11 protein-coding genes are annotated in these 18,397 nt (G+C 75.4%); 7 read left to right on the plus strand and 4 right to left on the minus strand.

What is annotated here, in order from left to right; translation table 11 throughout:
* Window positions 1-117 precede the first annotated feature (117 nt).
* From WMF43_RS24090 to WMF43_RS24105, 4 genes are read right to left on the minus strand one after another with little or no spacing between them, the layout of a single operon-like run.
* Window positions 118-1,590, minus strand: coding sequence for a cytochrome P450 (locus WMF43_RS24090; protein ID WP_437683477.1), 1,473 nt, complete (start codon window positions 1,588-1,590; stop codon window positions 118-120).
* 49 nt (window positions 1,591-1,639) lie between these two features.
* Window positions 1,640-3,226 carry an SDR family oxidoreductase gene (locus WMF43_RS24095; RefSeq protein ID WP_437683478.1) on the minus strand — a complete coding sequence of 529 codons (1,587 nt, stop codon included), beginning with the start codon at window positions 3,224-3,226 and terminating at the stop codon, window positions 1,640-1,642.
* A gap of 29 nt (window positions 3,227-3,255) precedes the next feature.
* Entirely contained in the window at window positions 3,256-3,987 is a 732-nt protein-coding gene (locus WMF43_RS24100; RefSeq protein WP_437683479.1) for a 4'-phosphopantetheinyl transferase family protein, read from the minus strand.
* A complete protein-coding gene (locus WMF43_RS24105; RefSeq protein ID WP_437683480.1) occupies window positions 3,987-10,586 on the minus strand; it encodes an SDR family NAD(P)-dependent oxidoreductase in 6,600 nt (2,199 codons plus the stop codon). Before WMF43_RS24105 ends, WMF43_RS24100 begins: the two co-directional genes overlap by 1 nt.
* A 401-nt stretch (window positions 10,587-10,987) precedes the next feature.
* Here WMF43_RS24105 and WMF43_RS24110 point away from each other — a divergent pair, with 401 nt between their 5' ends.
* From WMF43_RS24110 to WMF43_RS24140, 7 genes are all read left to right on the plus strand, one after another.
* Window positions 10,988-11,542: a MarR family winged helix-turn-helix transcriptional regulator gene (locus WMF43_RS24110; protein ID WP_437683481.1), complete on the plus strand. Its 555-nt coding sequence runs from the start codon at window positions 10,988-10,990 to the stop codon at window positions 11,540-11,542.
* 65 nt (window positions 11,543-11,607) lie between these two features.
* Complete coding sequence (locus tag WMF43_RS24115; protein WP_437683482.1) at window positions 11,608-12,966, plus strand: sigma 54-interacting transcriptional regulator; 1,359 nt, start codon at window positions 11,608-11,610, stop codon at window positions 12,964-12,966.
* A 409-nt stretch (window positions 12,967-13,375) separates the two neighbouring features.
* Window positions 13,376-14,164 (plus strand): response regulator, encoded by a 789-nt coding sequence (locus tag WMF43_RS24120; protein ID WP_437683483.1) that lies wholly within the window; start codon window positions 13,376-13,378, stop codon window positions 14,162-14,164.
* Window positions 14,161-14,754: a chemotaxis protein CheW gene (locus WMF43_RS24125; RefSeq protein ID WP_437683484.1), complete on the plus strand. Its 594-nt coding sequence runs from the start codon at window positions 14,161-14,163 to the stop codon at window positions 14,752-14,754. The genes WMF43_RS24120 and WMF43_RS24125 overlap by 4 nt, the downstream gene beginning before the upstream one ends.
* A gap of 5 nt (window positions 14,755-14,759) precedes the next feature.
* Window positions 14,760-16,148 carry a CheR family methyltransferase gene (locus tag WMF43_RS24130; protein ID WP_437683485.1) on the plus strand — a complete coding sequence of 463 codons (1,389 nt, stop codon included), beginning with the start codon at window positions 14,760-14,762 and terminating at the stop codon, window positions 16,146-16,148.
* A complete protein-coding gene (locus WMF43_RS24135; protein WP_437683486.1) occupies window positions 16,145-16,651 on the plus strand; it encodes a chemotaxis protein CheW in 507 nt (168 codons plus the stop codon). Before WMF43_RS24130 ends, WMF43_RS24135 begins: the two co-directional genes overlap by 4 nt.
* A 70-nt stretch (window positions 16,652-16,721) precedes the next feature.
* Complete coding sequence (locus WMF43_RS24140) at window positions 16,722-18,365, plus strand: methyl-accepting chemotaxis protein (protein ID WP_437683487.1); 1,644 nt, start codon at window positions 16,722-16,724, stop codon at window positions 18,363-18,365.
* The last annotated feature ends 32 nt before the right edge of the window (window positions 18,366-18,397 follow it).

Genomic DNA, 18,397 nt, shown 5'->3' on the forward strand with positions numbered 1-18,397 from the left:
CGAAGCAGCAGCGCAACCAGGATTCGTGTGGGTTCGCCGTGGCCGTCCGAGCACCGGGGGAGTCGCCCGGTGCTCCGGCGGCCAGGCCTCTCCGGCCCCGCTGGCCGGGCCGCGCCGTCAGGCCCGGGCGGCGTACGGGCAGCCGCGGCGCTCCACCGCGACCGCCGCGGGCGACGCCTGCGCCGCCGCGGGTTGCGCCTGCCCTGCCGGCCGGGCGCGCGTCGATCTCACGGGCTCCCGCCGCCGGCAGATCATGCGCATCCCGTTCACGGGCTGGAGCGAGATGAAGCCGCGGCAGCGCGGGTCGAACCCTGGGACCAGCTGGAGCCGATACCGCTGGAGGGCCATCGCGACCATGATCTTGCCCTCGAGCTGCCCCATGAACTCGCCGAGGCAGATGCGCTGTCCGGCGCCGAAGGGGATGAAGGCGAGCTTGTCGTCCGCGCTCCGCCGGTAATTCGCGAACCGCTCGGGGTTGAACCGCAGCGGATCGCTCCAGAAGTCCGGATGCCGGTGCGTGACCCACGGCACGATGGCCACCGTCGACCCCGCGGCGACGTGGTAGCCGCCGATCACGTCGTCCTCCACCGGGCTGCGGAGGATGAACGGCACCGACGGCAGGAGCCGGAGGCACTCGTTGAAGACCATGGCGAGGTACGGCATCGACTCGAAGTCCTTCGCCGTCGGGGCCCGGCCGCCGAGGACGTCGTCGATCTCCTGGGTGAGCCGGGCGCAGACCTCGGGGTGCTTCGCGAGCAGGTAAAGCGCCCAGCTGGCGGTCACGCTCGACGTCTCGTGCCCGACCATGAGGATCGTCTTGATCTCGTCCCGCAGCTGCGCGCGGTCCATCGTCGCGCCGGTCTCGGGGTCGACCGAGCTCATGAGCCGCACGAGCACGTTGTCCTCGCCGACCGCGCTCCGCTGGTAACCGTCGATGATGCCGTCGATCACGCGGTGCACGCGGTCCATGGCCCGGCGGAAGCGCACGTGGCTCGGCAGCGGCCACGACAGGGGCGGGTTGACCAGCGAGTACATGCGCCTGAGCGCGATCGAGAGCGCGAATTTGAACGCCTCGCGGACCGTCTCCGTGTGCCCCTCCAGCGCCGCGCCGAAGAACGCCTCGCCCGCGATGCCGAACGTCACGTCCATCATGTCGTCGTTGACGTCGCGCTCGAACTCGGCCGGCTGGGCGTCCCAGCGGCCGAGGAGCGCCTCCATGTGCTTCACGATGATGGGCACGAACTTGAGCGTGTTCGCGTGGTTGAACTGGGGCTGCACGTGCCGGCGCTGGCGCCGCCAGAGCTCTCCCTCGCTGTTCACGAGGCCCCAGCCCAGCACGGGGACGAGCTCGTGGTACCGCTTCCCCTTGGGGTAGTTCCGGATGTTCGTGCGGAGGACGTGCGCGATGTCGTTCGGGTGGAACGCCATGATGAAGTCCTCGGCTCCGGGCGACTTGAGGCGCACGACGTCGCCATACCGCGCGAAGAGCTCCTCGTAATAGCTCATGTCGCCGGTCCTGAAGTTCGCCAGGTAATGCAGGCTGGCGAGCGGGCCGGGGCCCGGGGGCTGCCGATCAACAATGCGACTCATGACTCCTCCTGTGCCAAACACCAAGAACCAGCGCCGACCATCACAATCGTCAGATGCACAACGAGCCCCCGCCGTCGACGGTGACGGTCGCGCCGTTGATCATGCGCGCCCCGTTTGAGAGGAGGAGCAGGACCGCGTCGGCGGCGTCGTCCTCGGTGCAGAGCCGGCCGCCCGGCGTGCGCGACTCCCAGTACGGGAGGATGCGCTCGTGATCCGGGTAGTTGCTCGTGACATGGCCGTAGATCGGACCGGCGGAGACGCAGTTGACCTGCACGTTGCGCGGCGCGAGCTCGACGGCGAGCGCGCGCGTGAGCGACTCCACCGCGGCCTTCACGGCGCCCATGGCGCCGAAGTGCTCGAGGTACCGCGACGACCCGTTCGACGACAGCGCGACGATCCGGCCGCCGCCGTGGCGCTCCATGAGCCGCGCCGCGCGGAGGGCGCACTGGTGGTAGCCGATGACGTTCGTGCGGAACGCGAGCTCCCAGTGCTCCGGGGTCGTCTGCTCGAGCGGGCCGAAGCGGCCGTTCGACGCGTTGCTGACGAAGTGGTGCAGCTCGCCCACCTCGCGCTCGATCGCCTCGAAGAGCTTCTCGATGTGCGCGGCGTTCGCGACCGATCCCCAGAGGTGCACCGCGTCGCCGCCGGCGCTCCGGATCTCGTCGGCCACGGCCTCGCCGTCGTCCCGCGAGTGGAAGCTGTTGACGACGACCCGCGCGCCGGCGCGCCCGAGCTTCGCCGCGATCGCGCGGCCAACGCCGCGGCTCGATCCCGTCACGAGGACCGTCTTGCCCGCGAGCCCGGCCTCCGCGGCCGGCGCCGGGCGCCGCGCGGCCGCCGGAGCCGCCGGCGCGCGCGCCGCGGCGGCCAGCGGGGGCGTCGCGGGCGGCGCGGCGTCGAGCAGGCGCGCGAGCTCGCCGACCGTGTGGACCTCGTCGAGCGCCCCCGCGAGCGCGTCCGGCAGGGCGCCGCGCTGCCGGAGGAGGGCGCGGACCTCGTCGCGCCGGCGGCGGTCGATCCCGAGGTCGTCCTCGAGCCGCGCGTCGGGGACGAGCAGCTCCACCGGGTGGCGCGTCGCGTCGGCGAGCGCCTGGACCACGACGCGCAGCGCCTCGCCTGCGGCCGCAGGCGGCGGCGCTTTGACCGCCTCGTAGCTGTTCACGTGGCCATTGGCCGCCTCATAACCGTTCGTGTGACCATTGACGGCCGCGTGACCGTTCGTGTGGCCATTGACGGCTGCATGCCCGTTCGTGTGGCCATTGACCGCCCCATGACCGTTCGTGTGGCCATTGACCGCCCCATGACCGTTCGTGTGGCCATTGACGGCCGCGTGCCCCTCCACGCGCCCGGCATCGCCGGCGGCGCCGCCCCGCGGCCCGTCGCCGGCGTTGGCCGCGAGGGTGCGCGCGAGGAAGTCGCTGACGCGGGCCACCGTGCGCAGCTCGTCGGGCGTCGCCTTGAGCGCGTCCGGCAGGCCGAACTCCGCGCGCAGCGTCGCGAGGATCTCGCCGCGTTTCACGGAGTCGATGCCGAGGTCCTGCTCCAGATCGGCGCCGGCGACGACGACCTCATCGGGGTAACGCGTCATGCGAACGAAGACCGAGCGGACATGTTCCAGCAAATCGTGAGCTTGCATCGTCAATACCTCGTGATGGTGAGAGCCATTCATCCCAGAGCCGTGGCGCGCGAGACGGGGACGGCCGCGACGAGCGCGAACGCGCCCGTCAGCACCGCCCGGCCGAAGAACCGCCCGCCGCGCGCGGTCAAATCGAAGGTGCGAACCGAAGGCTGCGCGAGGCGCGCGCCCTCCGGCGGGAACGCGACGTCGATGTCGCGGAAGGAGAACCGCTCGGGCAGGGCGAGCGTCCCCGTCTTGTAGAGCGCCTCCTTCGCGCTCCAGAGCAGCGTCTCGAGCGCGGCGCGATCGGCGCCCGCCGCGGCGCCGCGCGCGATCCCCTCGCGCTCGCGCGGCGTGAAGTGCTCGTCGGCGAAGTCGGCCGCGCGCGGGTTCACGCGCTCGACGTCCACCCCGACGGCGCCCTCCGTCGTGACCGCGGCCGCCGCGAGGTCGCCCGCGTGGGAGAGCGACACCGCGAGCGCGCCGTCCTCGAACCGCGGCGGCCGGCCGTCGGGGCCGGAGACCGCGCAGGCGAGGTAGTCCGCGCGCGGGTGCGCCTCGAGCGAGGCCGCGTCCAGCGCGACGAGCGGCGCGCCGCGGCCGGCGGCGAGCTCCAGGCGGAGCCACTTCGCCGCGACGCGCGCGCAGGCGGACTGCGCCCTCCGGGCGGCGACGCGCAGGGCCGCGCACGCCCGGCGCTCGGCGTCGGTCAGGTAGGGCGCAAGGCGCGCCGCCGTCGCGGCGTCCACCCGGGCGAGGGCGATCGCGAGCGGCGGCATCACCGGGCCTCCAGCGAGAGCGGCGCCGCCTGCCGCACGTCCGCGGGCACGCGCCCGACCACGTGGCCCTCGAGCCCCTCGACGTCGAGCAACACGCCGCCCGCCGGGTCGAGCGCCTGCGCCCACGCGCTCAGCACGCGGCCCTCCGAGGCGGGCGGGACCGTGGCCACCAGCCGGACCGGGCCGCCCCCGTCGCGGATCGCGAGGTCGTTCTCGACCGCGCCGAAGCGGATCCGCGCGACGCCGCCCGCGGCGCACACCGGGAACCCGCCGCCGTCGTCGCGGCGCAGCGTGCCCAGCGTGAGGAGCGCGTCGAGCAGGAGGAACGGCGTCGCGGCCCCGCGCAACCGCTCGAGCGCGCGGTCCCTCGTGACGCGGAGCTGGCCGGACTTGAGCGCGGCCCCGAGCACGAACGAGCCCACGTGATCGAACCAGCCCGCGTGCCGGATCGGCGCGCCGGGCCTCGCGTACGGATCGCGCACCGTCGGACCAAAGGCGCGCCCCGCGCGCCGCGGCGTCAGGGCGTCGCGCGCCGGGCCGAGCTCGACGACGCAGGTCGCGAACACGACGTCCGCGCGGAGGACCACGCCGGACCGGTGGATGAAGTCGCCGCGCACCTCGACCGCGCACGCGGCGCGGCCGCCCTCGAGCCGCTCGCGGCGCGTCGTCACCGTGCGCACCTCGCGCGCCGCGTCGTCGGGCAGACGCAGGAACTCGAGGAAGCGCACGTCGCGGACCTCGCGGACGCGCGCGCCGCCTTCCCCCGCCGTCGCGAGCGCGTGCCGGACGGCGAGCTCGACGAGGAAGGCGCCGGCCGCGACCGCGCTCTCGCGCGCCCGGTGGTCGGCGAGCCACGGATCGACGCGCGGGTCGAGCGTGAAGGCGAGGCTCGGCGGGCTCGCCGGCGCCTCGTCCGCCGCGAGGTCGTCCGCCGCGATCCGCGGGCTGAACCGCTCGATCTCGCTGTCCGTGAGCAGGACCTGGGCCGCGCCGACGGGCCGCTCGGCCGCGAGCTCGAGGAAGATCTGCTTGCCCTCCTCGGGCTCGATCCCCCGGAGCCCGCGCGCCGCGCCGAGCGCGCTGTACTCGGACCCGGCGGTCATGCCGACGCCGTTCCAGCCGAGCCACGCGACGCTCGACCACCGGCCGGCGCCCGGCTCGGCCGCGAAGTACGCCGCGGCGCGGTTCATCGCCTCGTTGGCCGCGCCGTAGTCGGGCTGCCCGTCGTTCCCGAGCACGCTGAACGCCGACGTGACCAGGTGGACGTGCGGGCGCGCGTCGGGCAGGTGGCGCGCGAGCGCGCGGCGGAGGTGGGCGAGCCCCGCGAGCTTCGTGTCCACGATCCGCTCGAACAGCTCGAGCGATTTCGAGGGGAGCCGGCTCGACACCTGGATGCCGGCGCCGTGCACGACCAGATCGACCCGGCCGTACGCCGCCGCGACCGCCGCGACCGCGCGGTCGACGTCCTCGCCGCGCGTGACGTCGACCGCGTGGTAGTCGACGCGCCCGCCGCCCCGCGCGCGCAGGCGCTCGAGCACCTGGTGCGCCTCGCGCGCCGCCCGGACACGCGCGTAGCGCTCGCGCAGGGCGCCCATCTTGAGGCTCCGGTCCTCGCGCAGCGCCTCCGCGTAGAAGTCCCGCTCGTAGGCGTCGAGCTCCGCGTCGGTCATCGCGAGCGCGCGCGGCGGCGCGTCCGCGAGCCGCGAGCGGCCGAGCAGCACGGCGCGGCAGCCGAAGCGCTCGATCAAGCCCTCGACGAGCAGCGCCGTGATGCCGCGCGCCCCGCCCGTGACTAGCGCCACCGCGTCCGGGCCGAGGGGCGCGGCCGCGCTCGGCGCCGGCCCTGCGGAGGCGCGGGCGAGCTGCACCACGTGCCGCGCCCCGCCCAGGTAGACCACCTCCTCGGGCGTGGCCGGCCGGGCGCGCCGCCACTCCTCGCGGAGCGCGCCGAGCGCCGCCGCGACGTCGCTCGCGTCGGTGTGGACGACCCGCACGTCCCCGCCCGGCAGCTCGCGCGCCAGCGACTTCACGAAGCCCCCGACGGCGCCGCTGTCCGGCGACAGCCGCGCGGCCGGATCCACGGCGCCGAGGACGACGGCCGCGAAGGCCACGCCGCCGCGCCCGATGGCGTCGTAGTAGCGCCGCGCCGCGCCGAACAGCGCGCGCAGCGCCGGCCGGTACGAGCCCGGCGCGCCGTCGACGAACACGCGCGCGTCCGCGGCGCGGGAGAGCACGACCACCGCGTCGACGTCGTCGGGCGCGAGGGCCGCCAGCGACGCGCCGAGCCGCTGCTCGTCGCGCGCGTCGATCGCGCCCGCGTCGGGCGCCGCCTCGCCGGCGATCGCGAGCACGCGCGCGCCGCCCGCCGCCCGCCGCGCCTCCGCGGCCAGCGCCGCGTCGGCGCAGACGTAGAGGACGCGGGACGGGGCGCGCGCCGCGGGTCCGGCCGCCGGCGCGCGCACGACCTCGGGGACGTAGGTGTGGATCGGCGTGCCCGTCGCGAAGCCCGCGGCCGCGGCCGCCGGCGCGACCTCGACGGCGCGGGGGTCGGACGGCCAGCGCACGAGCGCGGCGCCGCGCGCACGCGCGTCCTGGATCGCGGCGAGCAGCTCCACGGCGCCCTCGGCCCCGCGCAGCCGCGCGCGCGCGCGGCCCGGGCCGCCGACCGCGAGCTCGCGGCCGGGAGGGCCGTCCGGTCGCTCGCCCACGCGGAGGCGCGCGAGCACCGGCCAGGCGTTGCGCGCGGCCGTCGCCTCGGTGCACAGCGCGACGAGCAGCGCCGCCTCGCCGAGGGGCCGCGGGTCCGACGCCGCGGACGCGCCGGCCGCGACCTCGTCGCTGAACGCGTTGACCGCCCCCGCGAGCACGACGTCGCAGTCCTCGTCCAGCACGAGGTCGGCGGCCGCGAGCGCGTCGAGCAGGGAGGCCGCGGAGGTGTCGATCACGAAGTTCGGCCCGCGCAGGCCGAAGGCGTTCGCGACGCGCCCGGAGATGATGTTGGGCATGTTGCCCGGCTGCGTGTACGGCCCCGTCGCGGGCGAGCCCGCGCGCAGAGCGCCCACGACCTCGCCGGCGAGCGCCGGGCTCACGCCGCGCGCCCGGAGCGCCCGCGCCACGCGGTCGCCGAAGATCCGCTCGTTCGCCCGCGCGCCGCGGCGCGTCTTGCCCTCGTGGCCGACGACGACGCCGATGCGGTCGCCCATCTCGCGCGCCGGCAGCGCCGCGAGCGCGCGCTCCGCGGCCATCGCCGCGAGCAGCTGCGTCGGGTCCATCGCCTCGAGGGCGTCCGGGAGCACCTTCGCGCGGGCCGGGAGCCGGAGCGCGCGCTCGTCGAAGGCGAGGACGTCCGTGGGCGCGTCCGCGGGCGCGCCGCCTTCGCCGGGGAACACGGCCCCCACGCCGACGACGCACAGCGCGCGGCGCGCCTCGCGCGCGCGCTCTCGCGGGCGCGCCGCGCGGCCGCCGGTCCGGGGCTCCTCGACGACGAGGTGGGCGTTGGTGCCGCCGAAGCCGAAGCTGTCGAGCCCGGCGCGCCGCGGGCCGCCGTCCGCGGGGATCCACGGGGTGGCCGCCTTCGGGATGACGAACGGCGAGCGCGCCAGATCGATGCGCGCGCTCGGCGCCTGGAACCCGTGCTGCGGGAACAACGTCCGCTCGCGCATCGCGAGCACGACCTTGATCAGCGACGCGACCCCGGCGGTCCAGCCCGGGTGGCCGAGCAGCGACTTCACGCTGCCCAGGGCGATGCGCGGCGCGCCCGCGTCCCCGGCGAACACCTCCTCGAGCGCCTGGAACTCGGTGGCGTCGCCGACCGGCGTCGCGGTGGCGTGCGCCTCGACGTACTGCACGGCTCGCGGCGCGAGGCCGGCCTGCGCGTAGGCGCGCCGCATCGCCAGGGTCTGCCCGGCGCGCTGCGGCACCGTGACCGACGGGCTCGGGCCGTCGCTCGACACGCCGCTGCCGAGCAGCACCGCGTCGACCTGGTCGCCGCGGGCCGCGGCGTCGTCGAGCCGCTCGAGCACGACCACCGCGGCGCCCTCGCCGAACACGACGCCGTCGGCCGAGGCGTCGAACGGGCGGCTCCCGGTCGCGGAGAGCCCGCCGAACTGCGAGAACTGGCACGCGTTCGTCGGGCCGGGCTGGTAGGCGCCGCCGGCGATCACGACGTCGGCGAGGCCGCGGCGCAGCATCGCGGCGCCGAGGTGCACCGCGTGCATCGACGACGCGCAGGCCGCGTCGACGACCACCGTGCGCACGCCCTCCCCGACGACGTCCCGCACGACGCGCGCGAGCGGCTCGAGGTGGCCGCGGCACGCCGCGCGCCGCTCCGGGTCGAGGCCGAGCTCGTCGGCCAGCGCGCCCACCACCGCCGCGCGGGCCTCCGCGTCCGCGCGGGCGGCGACGAGCGCCCGCTCGACGCCGAGCAGCAGCGTCGCGTCGTCGTGCTCGATCGACCCGTCCGCCGTCGATCCGAGGAGGCACACGACCCGCAGCGCCCCGCGATCGCGGAGCGCGGCCGCGCGCGACTTCGCCTCGGCGAGCGCGCACGCCAGCATGCGGGCGGTCTTGGGCAGCCGCTCGAGGGCGGCGGCGTCGTACCCGGTGCGCTCGGCGTAGGGCCCGAGCGCGTCGACCGCGCCGATCAGCAGGCTGTACGTCTTGTCGGCGGCGCGGCCGGGGCTCAGGAAGTCGGACCTGAGCTCCGGGCGCCGCTCGCCGCTGTCGACGATCCCGCTCGTGCCGGCGAGCAGCTGCGCGAGGTAGGCCTCGACGCCGGCGGCCCCCGGCAGCACCGCGCCCATGCCGACGATCGCGATCGGGTCGGCCCCTGCAGCGTCGGTGGCGTCCTCCTGCGGGCCCGCGGCGTCCGCGCGCGGGCGGCGGGCGTCCCCGCCTCCTCCGGGGAGGGGCGCGACCTCGGTCAGCGCGTACCCCGCCGCGCGCAGCGCCTCCACGACGCGCCGGTGCTCGGCCCCGACGTCCTCTCCGGCGCGGAACGTCGAGAGCGTCCGCAGGCCGGGCTCCTTGGGCGCGCTCCGCCGCGCGAGCGTCGCCAGGGTGCTGCCGCCGCCGCACTCGATGAAGGTGCGGACGCCCGCGCCGACCAGGTCGCGCACCGCCGCCCCGAAGTCGAGCGGCGCCACGAGGTGCATCGGGAGCAGGCGCGCGGGCGCGAGCGGCCCCTCGCCGTAGTACACGCGGTCGATCGGCGAGTACGTGGCCAGCGTCGGCCGCGCCGCCTGCGCGGCGGCCCTGCGCTGGAGCGCGCTCGCGAACGGGCCCACCGCCGGCGCGAGCAGGGGCGAGTGGAACGGGTAGCGGCTCGCGAGCACGGTCGCGCGCACGCCCGCGCTCGCGAGCCGCCGCTCGAGCGCCGCGATGCCGTCCGCCGTCCCCGACGCGACCGACTGGTCGGCCGCGTTCACCACCGCCACGAACACGTCGTCCCGCCCCAGCGCCTGCACCTCCTCGCGCAGGCGGTCCTCGCCGGCGTGCGCCGCGAGCATGCGGCCGTGCGGCGCGCCGCGGAGGGCGAGCACCCGCCGGCACACGACCTCGGCGGCCGTCGCGAGGGGGAACGCGCCGCCCGCGGCGAGCGCGGCGATCTCCCCGAGGCTGTGCCCCGCCACGACGTCGGCCTTCAGCCCGGCGGACCGGAGCAGCGCGGCGGCGACGTAGTCCTGGACGAGGATCCCGAGCTGATCGAGGTCGGCGCACGCCTCGAGGGCGGCCCGCGCCTCGGCCTCCCCGGCGGTCGCGAGCGCCGCGAGCGACGCGCCGAGCAGCTCGCGCGCCGCGGGCTCCGCCGCGTCGACGGCCGCGCGCGCCTCGGCGAAGCGCGCGTGGAGCGCGCGCAGCAGGCGGAGGTCGAACGAGCCCTGGCCGGGCAGGAGCAGCGCGACCTTCGCGGCGCCCCCCCGCGCGGCCTCGCCCCCCCGCGCGGCCTCGCCTCCCCGCGCGGCCTCGCCTCCCCGCGCGGCCTCGCCCCCCCGCGCGGCCTCGCCCGCCGCGAAGGGCGCCGGCTCGTCCTCCTGGGCCCACGCCTTGTGGTGCGGGCACGCCTCGTGCAGCGGGACACGCGCGACCTCGGCGGCGTGCCGGCGGAGGTGCTCGGGGAAGAGCTCGCGCAGCGCCGAGCCCCCGCGCAGGGCGAGATCGACGAAGCGCCGGTGCGGCATGTGCTCGTCGAGGGCCCCGACGTGCGTCGTGAGCGACCTCGGCAGCGGCGCGAGCTCGTCGCTGGTCGCCGAGACGGCGACGACGCGCTGGTAGCCGCACGCCACGGGCTCGCCGTCGAACCGGACCGTGCGGAAGTAGCCGTACGCGCTCGATCGCGTCACCTCGCCGAGGGTCATGAAGATCGCGACGCGCTCCCCCACGCGGACCGGCGCCAGGTTCCGGCTGTACCCCTCGGTGGTGAGCAGCCGTATCGCCCCGCGGTCTTCCTCGTGCGGGATCGTCCCGTCCGCGGCCTCGGCGAAATACAGTGTCTCGCGCGCGATGCACTGGAAGCGGAAGTTCGTGAGGTAGTGATGGCTCCCGTAAGCCATCGTGTCTTCGAACTTCACGCAGTACGGAACGACGAAAAACGCGCCCATGAGTCCTCTCCCGGGGCCCGCCCGCGCGCGGCGACACACGCCCGGCACCACGTTTCAGCCGGCGTTTCGTGCCTGTTTCGCCGCGGCACCGTTCGGGCCTGCAACTATGTGTACCTACACCTAAACGCACGCAGCGCGCCCGCGGCCGCCGCCCTTGCGCCGGCGCGTGCCCGCGCGGGAGCTCGCCCCGGCGCCTGCGCGGCCCGTGCGATCCCTAGGAACAGCGATGAACCGCGATGATCAGCGTGCGCCGCGGGCCGAAAGGGCCCGCGCGGAGCCGCCGCGTCGAGCCGACGAAGCAGCGCCGCATCGTTGAGATAGGTGTACCTACACCTGTACGGATGTCAAGCAACGCAACGCCCGAGGCTGGCGGTTCCGCTCGAAACCGTGTATATACACTTGTGGTTGATTTTGCCCGCGCCTCCCAGATCATCGCGAGCCAGTGCGCGCTCGTGCGCGTGCGGCGCGCGTCGCGCGCGCTGACGCGGCTCTACGACGAGAGCCTGCGGCCGGTGGGCCTCCAGGCGACGCAGCTCACGATGCTCGTCGCGGTCGCGACGTGCGGCGACGAGGGCGTGACCATCGGCGCGCTCGCGGACGGGCTGGTCATGGACCGCACGACGCTCACGAGGAACCTCGCGCCGCTGGAGCGGGCCGGCCTGCTCCGCGTGGCGCGCGCGCCGGACGACGCGCGCGTCCGCCTCATCTTCCTGACGCGCCAGGGGGAGCGCGCCATCGAGGCGGCGTTCCCGCTGTGGGAGCGGACCCAGCACCACGTGCGCGAGGGGCTCGGCCCGAGCAAGGCCGACGAGCTCCGCGAGGAGCTCGGCCGCGTCGTGGCCGTGGCCACGCGGATCGACAAGGCGACGCCGGCGCGGCCCGACGAGGCGACGCCGGCAGCGCGCCCCGACAAGGCATCACCGCCGGCTCGGGCGAGCAAACGCAAGGCGAAGTGACCGATCCACCTCGGGTCGACGGGCGAGGTGTGAAGCGCCGAGGACCGCCGTGGTAGGTTCGGCGCATGACATCGCGCGCGACCCGCCGGAAGGGCGTCACCACCGAGCTGATGGTCCGCGCGGACGAGGTGGTGTTCGGGCGCTTCCGCGTCGAGGTGGTCAAGGGCCCGGATCTCGGCGCCTCGCACCTCGCGGACGCGCCGGAGCTCGGCGTCGGCACCGCGCCCACGAACCAGCTCGTGCTGACCGACAGGTCCGTGTCGCGGCACCATTGCGAGATCACCGTCACCCCGCGGGGGTACCTCCTGCGCGACCTCGACAGCACGAACGGCACGACGGTCTCGGGCGTCCGCGTCGAGACGGCGTACCTGCAGTCGGGCGCCACGATCGACGTGGGCGACACGCGGCTCCGCTTCGAGGCGCTCACGGACACGATCCGCGAGCCGCTGGCCGACGAGCAGCACCTCGGGTCGATGCTCGGCCAGAGCACCGAGATGCGCCGCATCTTCGCCATGCTGCCGAAGATCGCCGCCTCGAGCACGACCGTGCTCCTCGAGGGCGAGACGGGCTCCGGCAAGGGGCTGCTCGCCGAGCTGATCCACCAGCAGAGCCCGCGCGCCGCGCGGCCGTTCGTCGTCATCGACTGCGGCGCGATCCCGCCCACGCTGATCGAGGCGGAGCTGTTCGGCCACGAGAAGGGCGCCTTCACGGACGCGCAGGCGGCGCGGGCCGGCGCCTTCGAGGCCGCGCGCGGCGGCACCGTGCTGCTCGACGAGATCGGCGAGCTCCGGCTCGACCTCCAGCCGAAGCTCCTGCGCGCCCTCGAGGAGCGGATGATCCGGCGGATCGGCAGCGTCCTGCCCGTCCGCCTCGACGTCCGGCTCATCGCCGCGACCAACCGCGACCTCCGGCAGGAGGTGAACCGCGGGACGTTCCGCTCGGACCTGTTCTACCGGCTGAACGTCGTCCGGCTCCACCTCCCGCCGCTGCGCGAGCGGCCCGAGGACATCCCGCTCCTGGCCGCGCACTTCTACCGCCAGTTCACCGACGGCGGCGAGCCCCCCACGGAGCTCGTCGAGGCGCTGCTGCGCCACGACTGGCCCGGCAACGTCCGCGAGCTCCGCAGCGCCGTCGAGCGCGCCGTGCTCCTCGGCGATCCGAGCCTTTGGCGCGAGGGCCGGCGCGGCGCCCGCCCGGCGAGCCACGGCGACGCCGGCGACGAGGAGCTCGATCCCACCGAGGCCGCGCTCCCGTTCCGCGAAGGTAAAGAGCAGGTGGTCGCGCGCTGGGAGCGGGCCTACCTGCGGGCATTGATCAAAGCGAACGAGGGCAACCTCTCGCGCGCGGCGCGGGCCGCGCGGATGGACAGGAACCACCTGCGCGAGCTGCTCCGCCGCCACGGGATCTCGGCGGCGGACACGTGACGAGAGACTGACGGTCTCATCCGTGGTGAGAGGCGTTGACGGGTTGGCACCGTCCCCCCGATCTCCCACACACACCCTCCATGTCCGCAGATCGCAAGTCGCGGAATAGCGAGCTCATCCCGCGAGTCTCCGGCGGACTCCGCAGGACTCGTGGTCCAGCGCGGCGATGTTCATGACACTTGATCCAACCTCCGCGACCGATCTACGCTGAACAAAGCTGTAACAAGGTCTCCTCTCGGGCCGGGGGCCCACGGGGAGCTGGGGGGCGACTTGTCGGTTATCTCCTTGTTGTGCGGTCCCGCCGGGATCCGGCGCCGGGGCTCGCGGCAGATGTGTGTTTGCCGTCTCTGGGTCGCCCTCGAGCGCGCGACCAGCGACATGTCCGGCATTGAGAGAGAGGGGCTGTCCCTTGGACACTGCGCGTGATCCCCTGCTCGGACTCCTGATCTCCGAGGCGGACGAGATCTTCGCCTCGATGGCCGGGGCGCTCGACGCCGTGCGCGCGCGCCCGCGCGACGACGCGGCCGTGGCCCGGCTCATCCAGTGCGCCCACACGCTCCGCGGCCTCGCCGCGATCAGCGGCCACGCGGCGATCGCCGACCTCGCCGGCCGGCTGGAGGGCGCGCTGGATCGGCAGAGGCGGCAGGCGACCGCCGCGAGCGGCGAGGCGCTCGGGCTCATCGACGGGTCGCTGCGCGCCTTGCGGCAGCTCGTCGCGCTCGCTGCGGAGGGGCGCGGCGACGTCCCGCCGGCGATCGCCGAGCTCGCCGGCGCGTTCGATCGCGCGGCCGCCGCCCCGGAGGAGCGGCGCCCCACGGTGCTCGTCGTCGACGACAGCCGCACCGTCCTGCGGTTCGTCGAGCGCACGCTCGCCGAGGCGGGCCTGCGCGTCGTCACGGCGCGCACCACGGCGGCCGCCGCCGAGGTGATCTCCAGCGAGCGCCCCGCGCTCGTCCTGCTCGACCTCTCCCTCGACGATCTGGACGGCGCCGCGCTCCTCGGGCGGCTCGCGGGCGACGGCGCGCTCGAGAGCACGCGCGTCGTGCTCTTCTCCAGCCGCCCTGACGACGAGCTCCTCTTGCTCGCCAGGCGCCTCGGCGCGGCCGGCGTCCTCCCGAAGACGCGCGCCTCGGGCGAGCTCGCCGCGCGCGTGCGCGCGTACCTCGACGCCCCGCGCCGCGGATCGAGCGCGCCATGAGCCGGCAGGCCGACATGGAGCGGGAGCTCGCGGAGCTGAAGCGCCGGCTCTACGAGCTCGAGCGGTCCTCCTGGGAGGTCCTCGCCGACGATCCCCTGCCCTCGGCCGGCGCGCTCCAGGTCGTCGTCTGCCGGGTCGAGGACAGCCGCGTCGCGCTGCCGCTCGACGCGGTCGAGCGCGCGGTCCCGGCGGCCGCGATGGCGCCGCTGCCCGAGGCGCCCCCGTGGGTCCAGGGCCTCCTCATCGTCCGCGGCCAGGCGCTCCCCGTGCTCGACGTCGCGGCGCGGCTCGGCCGCTGCCGGAGGGAGCTCGAGCTCAGCGACCAGATCGTCCTCTGCCAGGCCGATCAGCGGCGGTTCGGCCTCGTCGTCCAGGAGGTGCTGGGCGTCCGGTCGTTCGCGGCCTCCGAGGCGGCGGCCGCGAGGCAGGCCGCGAGCATGCCCCAGGGGCCCTACGTGCGGGCGACGCTCCACGACGCCGACGGCCTCGTGCTGCTCTTCAGCCTGCGGCGCCTCCTCGCCACGTCGGACATCCCCGCCGGGGACGACGCGGCCGGCGGCGGGCCGGCCCGGGCTTCGAGCGAGGCGTAGACCCGATGAGCGACGAGACCGAGATCTCCGCGCTGCTGCGCGCCGCCGCGGGCGCGAGCGGCCTCGCGCCGCGCGATCACTGGGAGGACCAGGCGGCGCGCGCGCTCCGCGCGATCGCGGAGCAGCGGGGCGCGACCGTGAGCGCCCTCCTCCGCGACCCGGAGGGGCGGCCGTCGCTCGTCTCCGAGCTGCTCGATCACCTCACCATCGGGGAGACGTATTTCTTCCGGCATGCGAGCCACTTCGACGTCCTGCTCGAGGCGCTCTCCGCCCGCCTCGCCGATCCGCTGGCCACGGCGTGTGTGCTCTCGGCCGGCTGCGCCACCGGCGAGGAGCCCTACTCGGTCGCGATCGCGATCCACGCGCGGCTCGGCGCGCAGGCGCTCGCGCGCGTCCGGATCGTCGCGGCGGACATCAGCGCGGCGTCGATCAGGAAGGCGCGCGCCGCCGTGTACGGCGCGTGGGCGTTCCGCGACGCGCCGGCCTGGTTGGAGCCCCGGTACTTCGCGCGCGGCGCCGGCCCGGGCCGCCGGCTCGTGGACGTCATCCGCCGGGCGGTGACGTTCGAGGTCGGGCACGTCGTGCACCACGCCGCCGGGCTGCCCAGCGGCTCCGTGGATGCCGTCCTGTTCCGCAACGTGGCCATCTACCTCGCGCCCCAGGCGATCGCCGACGCCTACGCCGAGTTCCACCGCGCGCTCGGCCCTCACGGGCTGCTCTTCGTGGCGCCGGCCGATCCCCGGCCGGACGGGGCGCGCTTCGTCGAGGCGGGGCACGAGACGACCAGCGTGTATCGGCCGCGCGCCGCGGCGGCGGAGCCGCACGCCGAGCCCGCGCCCCCGAGCCGTCGAGCGCGCCTCGCCGCGCGGCTCCGCCGCGACGCCCGCCTGCTGAAGAAAGGCCCGCCGCCTGCCTCCTCGAAGCGGCCCGCGGCCCGCGCCGCCGCGCCTGCGCCCCGCGCCGCCGCGCCCGCGCCGCGCGCCGCCGCGCCCGCGCTGGACGCGCGCGCAGCCGCGGCGCGGGCGGCGGCCCTCGCGGATCGAGGCGACCTCGCCGCCGCGGTCGCGGCCACCGCGGCCCTCATCGAGCAGCCCGCCACGGCGCCGGCCGGGTACCTGCTCCGCGCGCAGGTCTCGATGGCCGGCGACCGCGCCGGAGCGGCCGTGGAGGACCTCCGGCGCGCGCTGTTCCTGCGGCCGGAGCACCTCCTCGCGCGCTACTGGTACGTCCTCGCGCTGCGCGGGGACGGGCAGCTCGCGCAGGCCATCCAGCAGGCCCGCGTGCTGGAAGAGCTCCTTACGAAGTCCGCCGCCGAGGCGCGGCTGGAGGACGGCGAGACCACCGCGCGAGAGCTCCTCGACGCGCTCCGGCTCCTCCGGGGAGGATTCACATGAAGCCTGAACAAAGGGTCCAGGCGGCGCGCGAGGACGTCCTGCGGCGCCGCGCCGAGCGCCTCGCGGCCGCGGCCGAGGGCGAGGCCGATCGCAAGCTCGCCGCCCAGGTGGCGCTCGTCGGCGTGGGGGCGCAGCGCTACGGCATCCCGGTCGACGGCCTGCGCGAGATCGTGCCGCTGCCCGACGTCACGCCCCTGCCCGGGCTGCCGCCGTGGCTGCTCGGGATCGCCAACGTGCGCGGCGAGCTGCTCGGCGTGGTCGACCTCGCGACGGTGCTCGGCGCGAGCGCGGAGCGCGCGAGCGCGATGGCCATCGTGACGGGCGCGGGCGGGCCGCTCGGGCTCGCGGTGCAGTCGGTGCTCGGCTTCCGCGAGGTGTACGAGGACGAGCTGTCGGCGGAGCTCGGGGCGGATCCGCACCGCCCCTTCCGGGCGATGACCAGGGATTTCGTCGCGCTGCTCGACGTGGCGCGCCTGCCCGCCGCGCCGGGCGAGGCGCGCTAGGGGCGCGCTGGGGCCGAGGCGAGCCGGCCGCGCAAACGGGGGATCTCACAACCATGGAGTGCGAAGAGACATGAACTGGACCGTCCGCAGTCGGATGTTGGCAGGGTTCCTGCTCGTCACCGCGCTGACGTTTCTGCTCGGCGTCGCGGCCAACTACGAGATGGGCATCATCCACGACGTCGGCGAGGAGCTCGGGAACAGCACCTTCAGGAGCATGGACCAGCTCCAGATGCTGGACGCGGACACGTCGGATCTCCGCATCCTCTACCTGGAGCACGTCGTCTCGACCGAGGACGCCGACATGGACCGCATCGAGCTGCAGATCAAGGAGCTCGAGGCCAGGATCGAGCGGGCGGCCCAGCAGTACGAGCGCCTCATCATCACGGGCGAGGAGCGCGCCTTGCACGAGGCGTTCGTCAGGGAGCACATCGCTCACCTCGCGGAGGCCGGGCGCATGCTCGCGAAGAGCCGGACGGGCCACGACGAGGAGGCCCAGAGCGACTACTTCGGTCTGTCGAAGCAGCTCTATGAGAGGTCGAACCAGGCGCTCGACGCGCTCTCCGAGTACAACCGGCAGGAGACGACCACATCGCTCTCGCTCGCGGAGAGGACGTACACGCAGGCGCGCCTCATCGTGCTCGCCATCATGGCGATCGTGCTCGTGGCGGCGATCACGCTCGCGTTCTGGCTGTCGGGGAACATCGCCTCGCCCCTCTCCCGGCTGGTCGAGGCCTTCCGCAAGATCGCGGTGGGCGACATCGGCGGCGCCACGGCGGACGTGAAGGCCATCAGCGCGGTCGTGACGACCGGGCGCGGCGGCGACGAGATCTCGAGCCTCGTCACCTCCGCGCGCGACATGGCGGAGGGCCTGCGCACCCTGGTGCAGAGCCTGCGGGACGGCATCAACAAGCTGTCGACCAGCACCGCTCAGATCAGCGGCACCGCCAAGGAGTACGCCGAGACCTCGTCGGCGCAGGCGTCCGCGGTCGCGGAGGTCAGCTCGACCGTCGAGGAGATCAAGCAGACGAGCGAGGTCGCCGCGGCGAGCGCGCGCGAGGTGGCCCACGCGGCCGACGAGGCGGCGAAGAACGGCCACGTCGGCCGCGAGCGGCTCGGCGACGCGGTGTCGATGATGCGGACGATCAACGAGCGCGTCGTCGGCATCGCCGAGCAGATCCTCCAGCTCTCGGAGCAGACCTCGCAGATCGGCGCGATCGTCGACGCCGTCGGCGACCTCGCCGAGCAGTCGAACCTGCTCGCGGTCAACGCCAGCATCGAGGCGGCGAAGGCCGGCGAGCACGGGCGCGGCTTCTCGGTGGTCGCGTCGGAGGTGCGGAGCCTCGCCGAGCAGAGCAAGCGCGCGACGCAGCAGATCCGGAGCATCCTCGCGCAGATCCAGAAGGCGACGCAGAGCGCGGTGATGGCCACCGAGGAGGGCACGAAGCGCGCGGAGGACGGCAGGGTGGCGGTGGAGGCCGTGCGCGAGGTCGTGGAGAGCCTCGCCGTGGTGCTCGAGGAGAGCTCCGGCAAGGCGCGGCAGATCGCGGGCGCCGCGACCCAGCAGGTGTCGGGCATCACGCAGATCTCGTCGGCGATGGGCGGCATCTCCAAGGCCGCGCGGGACAACGCCACCGGCGTCCGGCAGCTCGAGCTGGCGGTCGTGGATCTCGACCGCCTCTCCGGCGAGCTCAAGGCGACCAGTGACCGGTTCTAGCCGGACAGGGCGGGCGCCCCGGCGCGCATCCG

Source organism: Sorangium sp. So ce131, from assembly GCF_051519095.1.
Classification (GTDB): Bacteria; Myxococcota_A; Polyangia; order Polyangiales; family Polyangiaceae; genus Sorangium.

Bases quoted from the DNA above. Each gene is read 5' to 3' on its own strand.
- WMF43_RS24095 (WP_437683478.1), bottom strand. From the start codon at position 3,226: ATGCAAGCTCACGATTTGCTGGAACATGTCCGCTCGGTCTTCGTTCGC.
- WMF43_RS24125 (WP_437683484.1), top strand. From the start codon at position 14,161: ATGAGCCGGCAGGCCGACATGGAGCGGGAGCTCGCGGAGCTGAAGCGC.
- WMF43_RS24090 (WP_437683477.1), bottom strand. From the start codon at position 1,590: ATGAGTCGCATTGTTGATCGGCAGCCCCCGGGCCCCGGCCCGCTCGCC.
- WMF43_RS24115 (WP_437683482.1), top strand. From the start codon at position 11,608: ATGACATCGCGCGCGACCCGCCGGAAGGGCGTCACCACCGAGCTGATG.
- WMF43_RS24140 (WP_437683487.1), top strand. From the start codon at position 16,722: ATGAACTGGACCGTCCGCAGTCGGATGTTGGCAGGGTTCCTGCTCGTC.
- WMF43_RS24100 (WP_437683479.1), bottom strand. From the start codon at position 3,987: ATGCCGCCGCTCGCGATCGCCCTCGCCCGGGTGGACGCCGCGACGGCG.
- WMF43_RS24105 (WP_437683480.1), bottom strand. From the start codon at position 10,586: ATGGGCGCGTTTTTCGTCGTTCCGTACTGCGTGAAGTTCGAAGACACG.
- WMF43_RS24135 (WP_437683486.1), top strand. From the start codon at position 16,145: ATGAAGCCTGAACAAAGGGTCCAGGCGGCGCGCGAGGACGTCCTGCGG.
- WMF43_RS24130 (WP_437683485.1), top strand. From the start codon at position 14,760: ATGAGCGACGAGACCGAGATCTCCGCGCTGCTGCGCGCCGCCGCGGGC.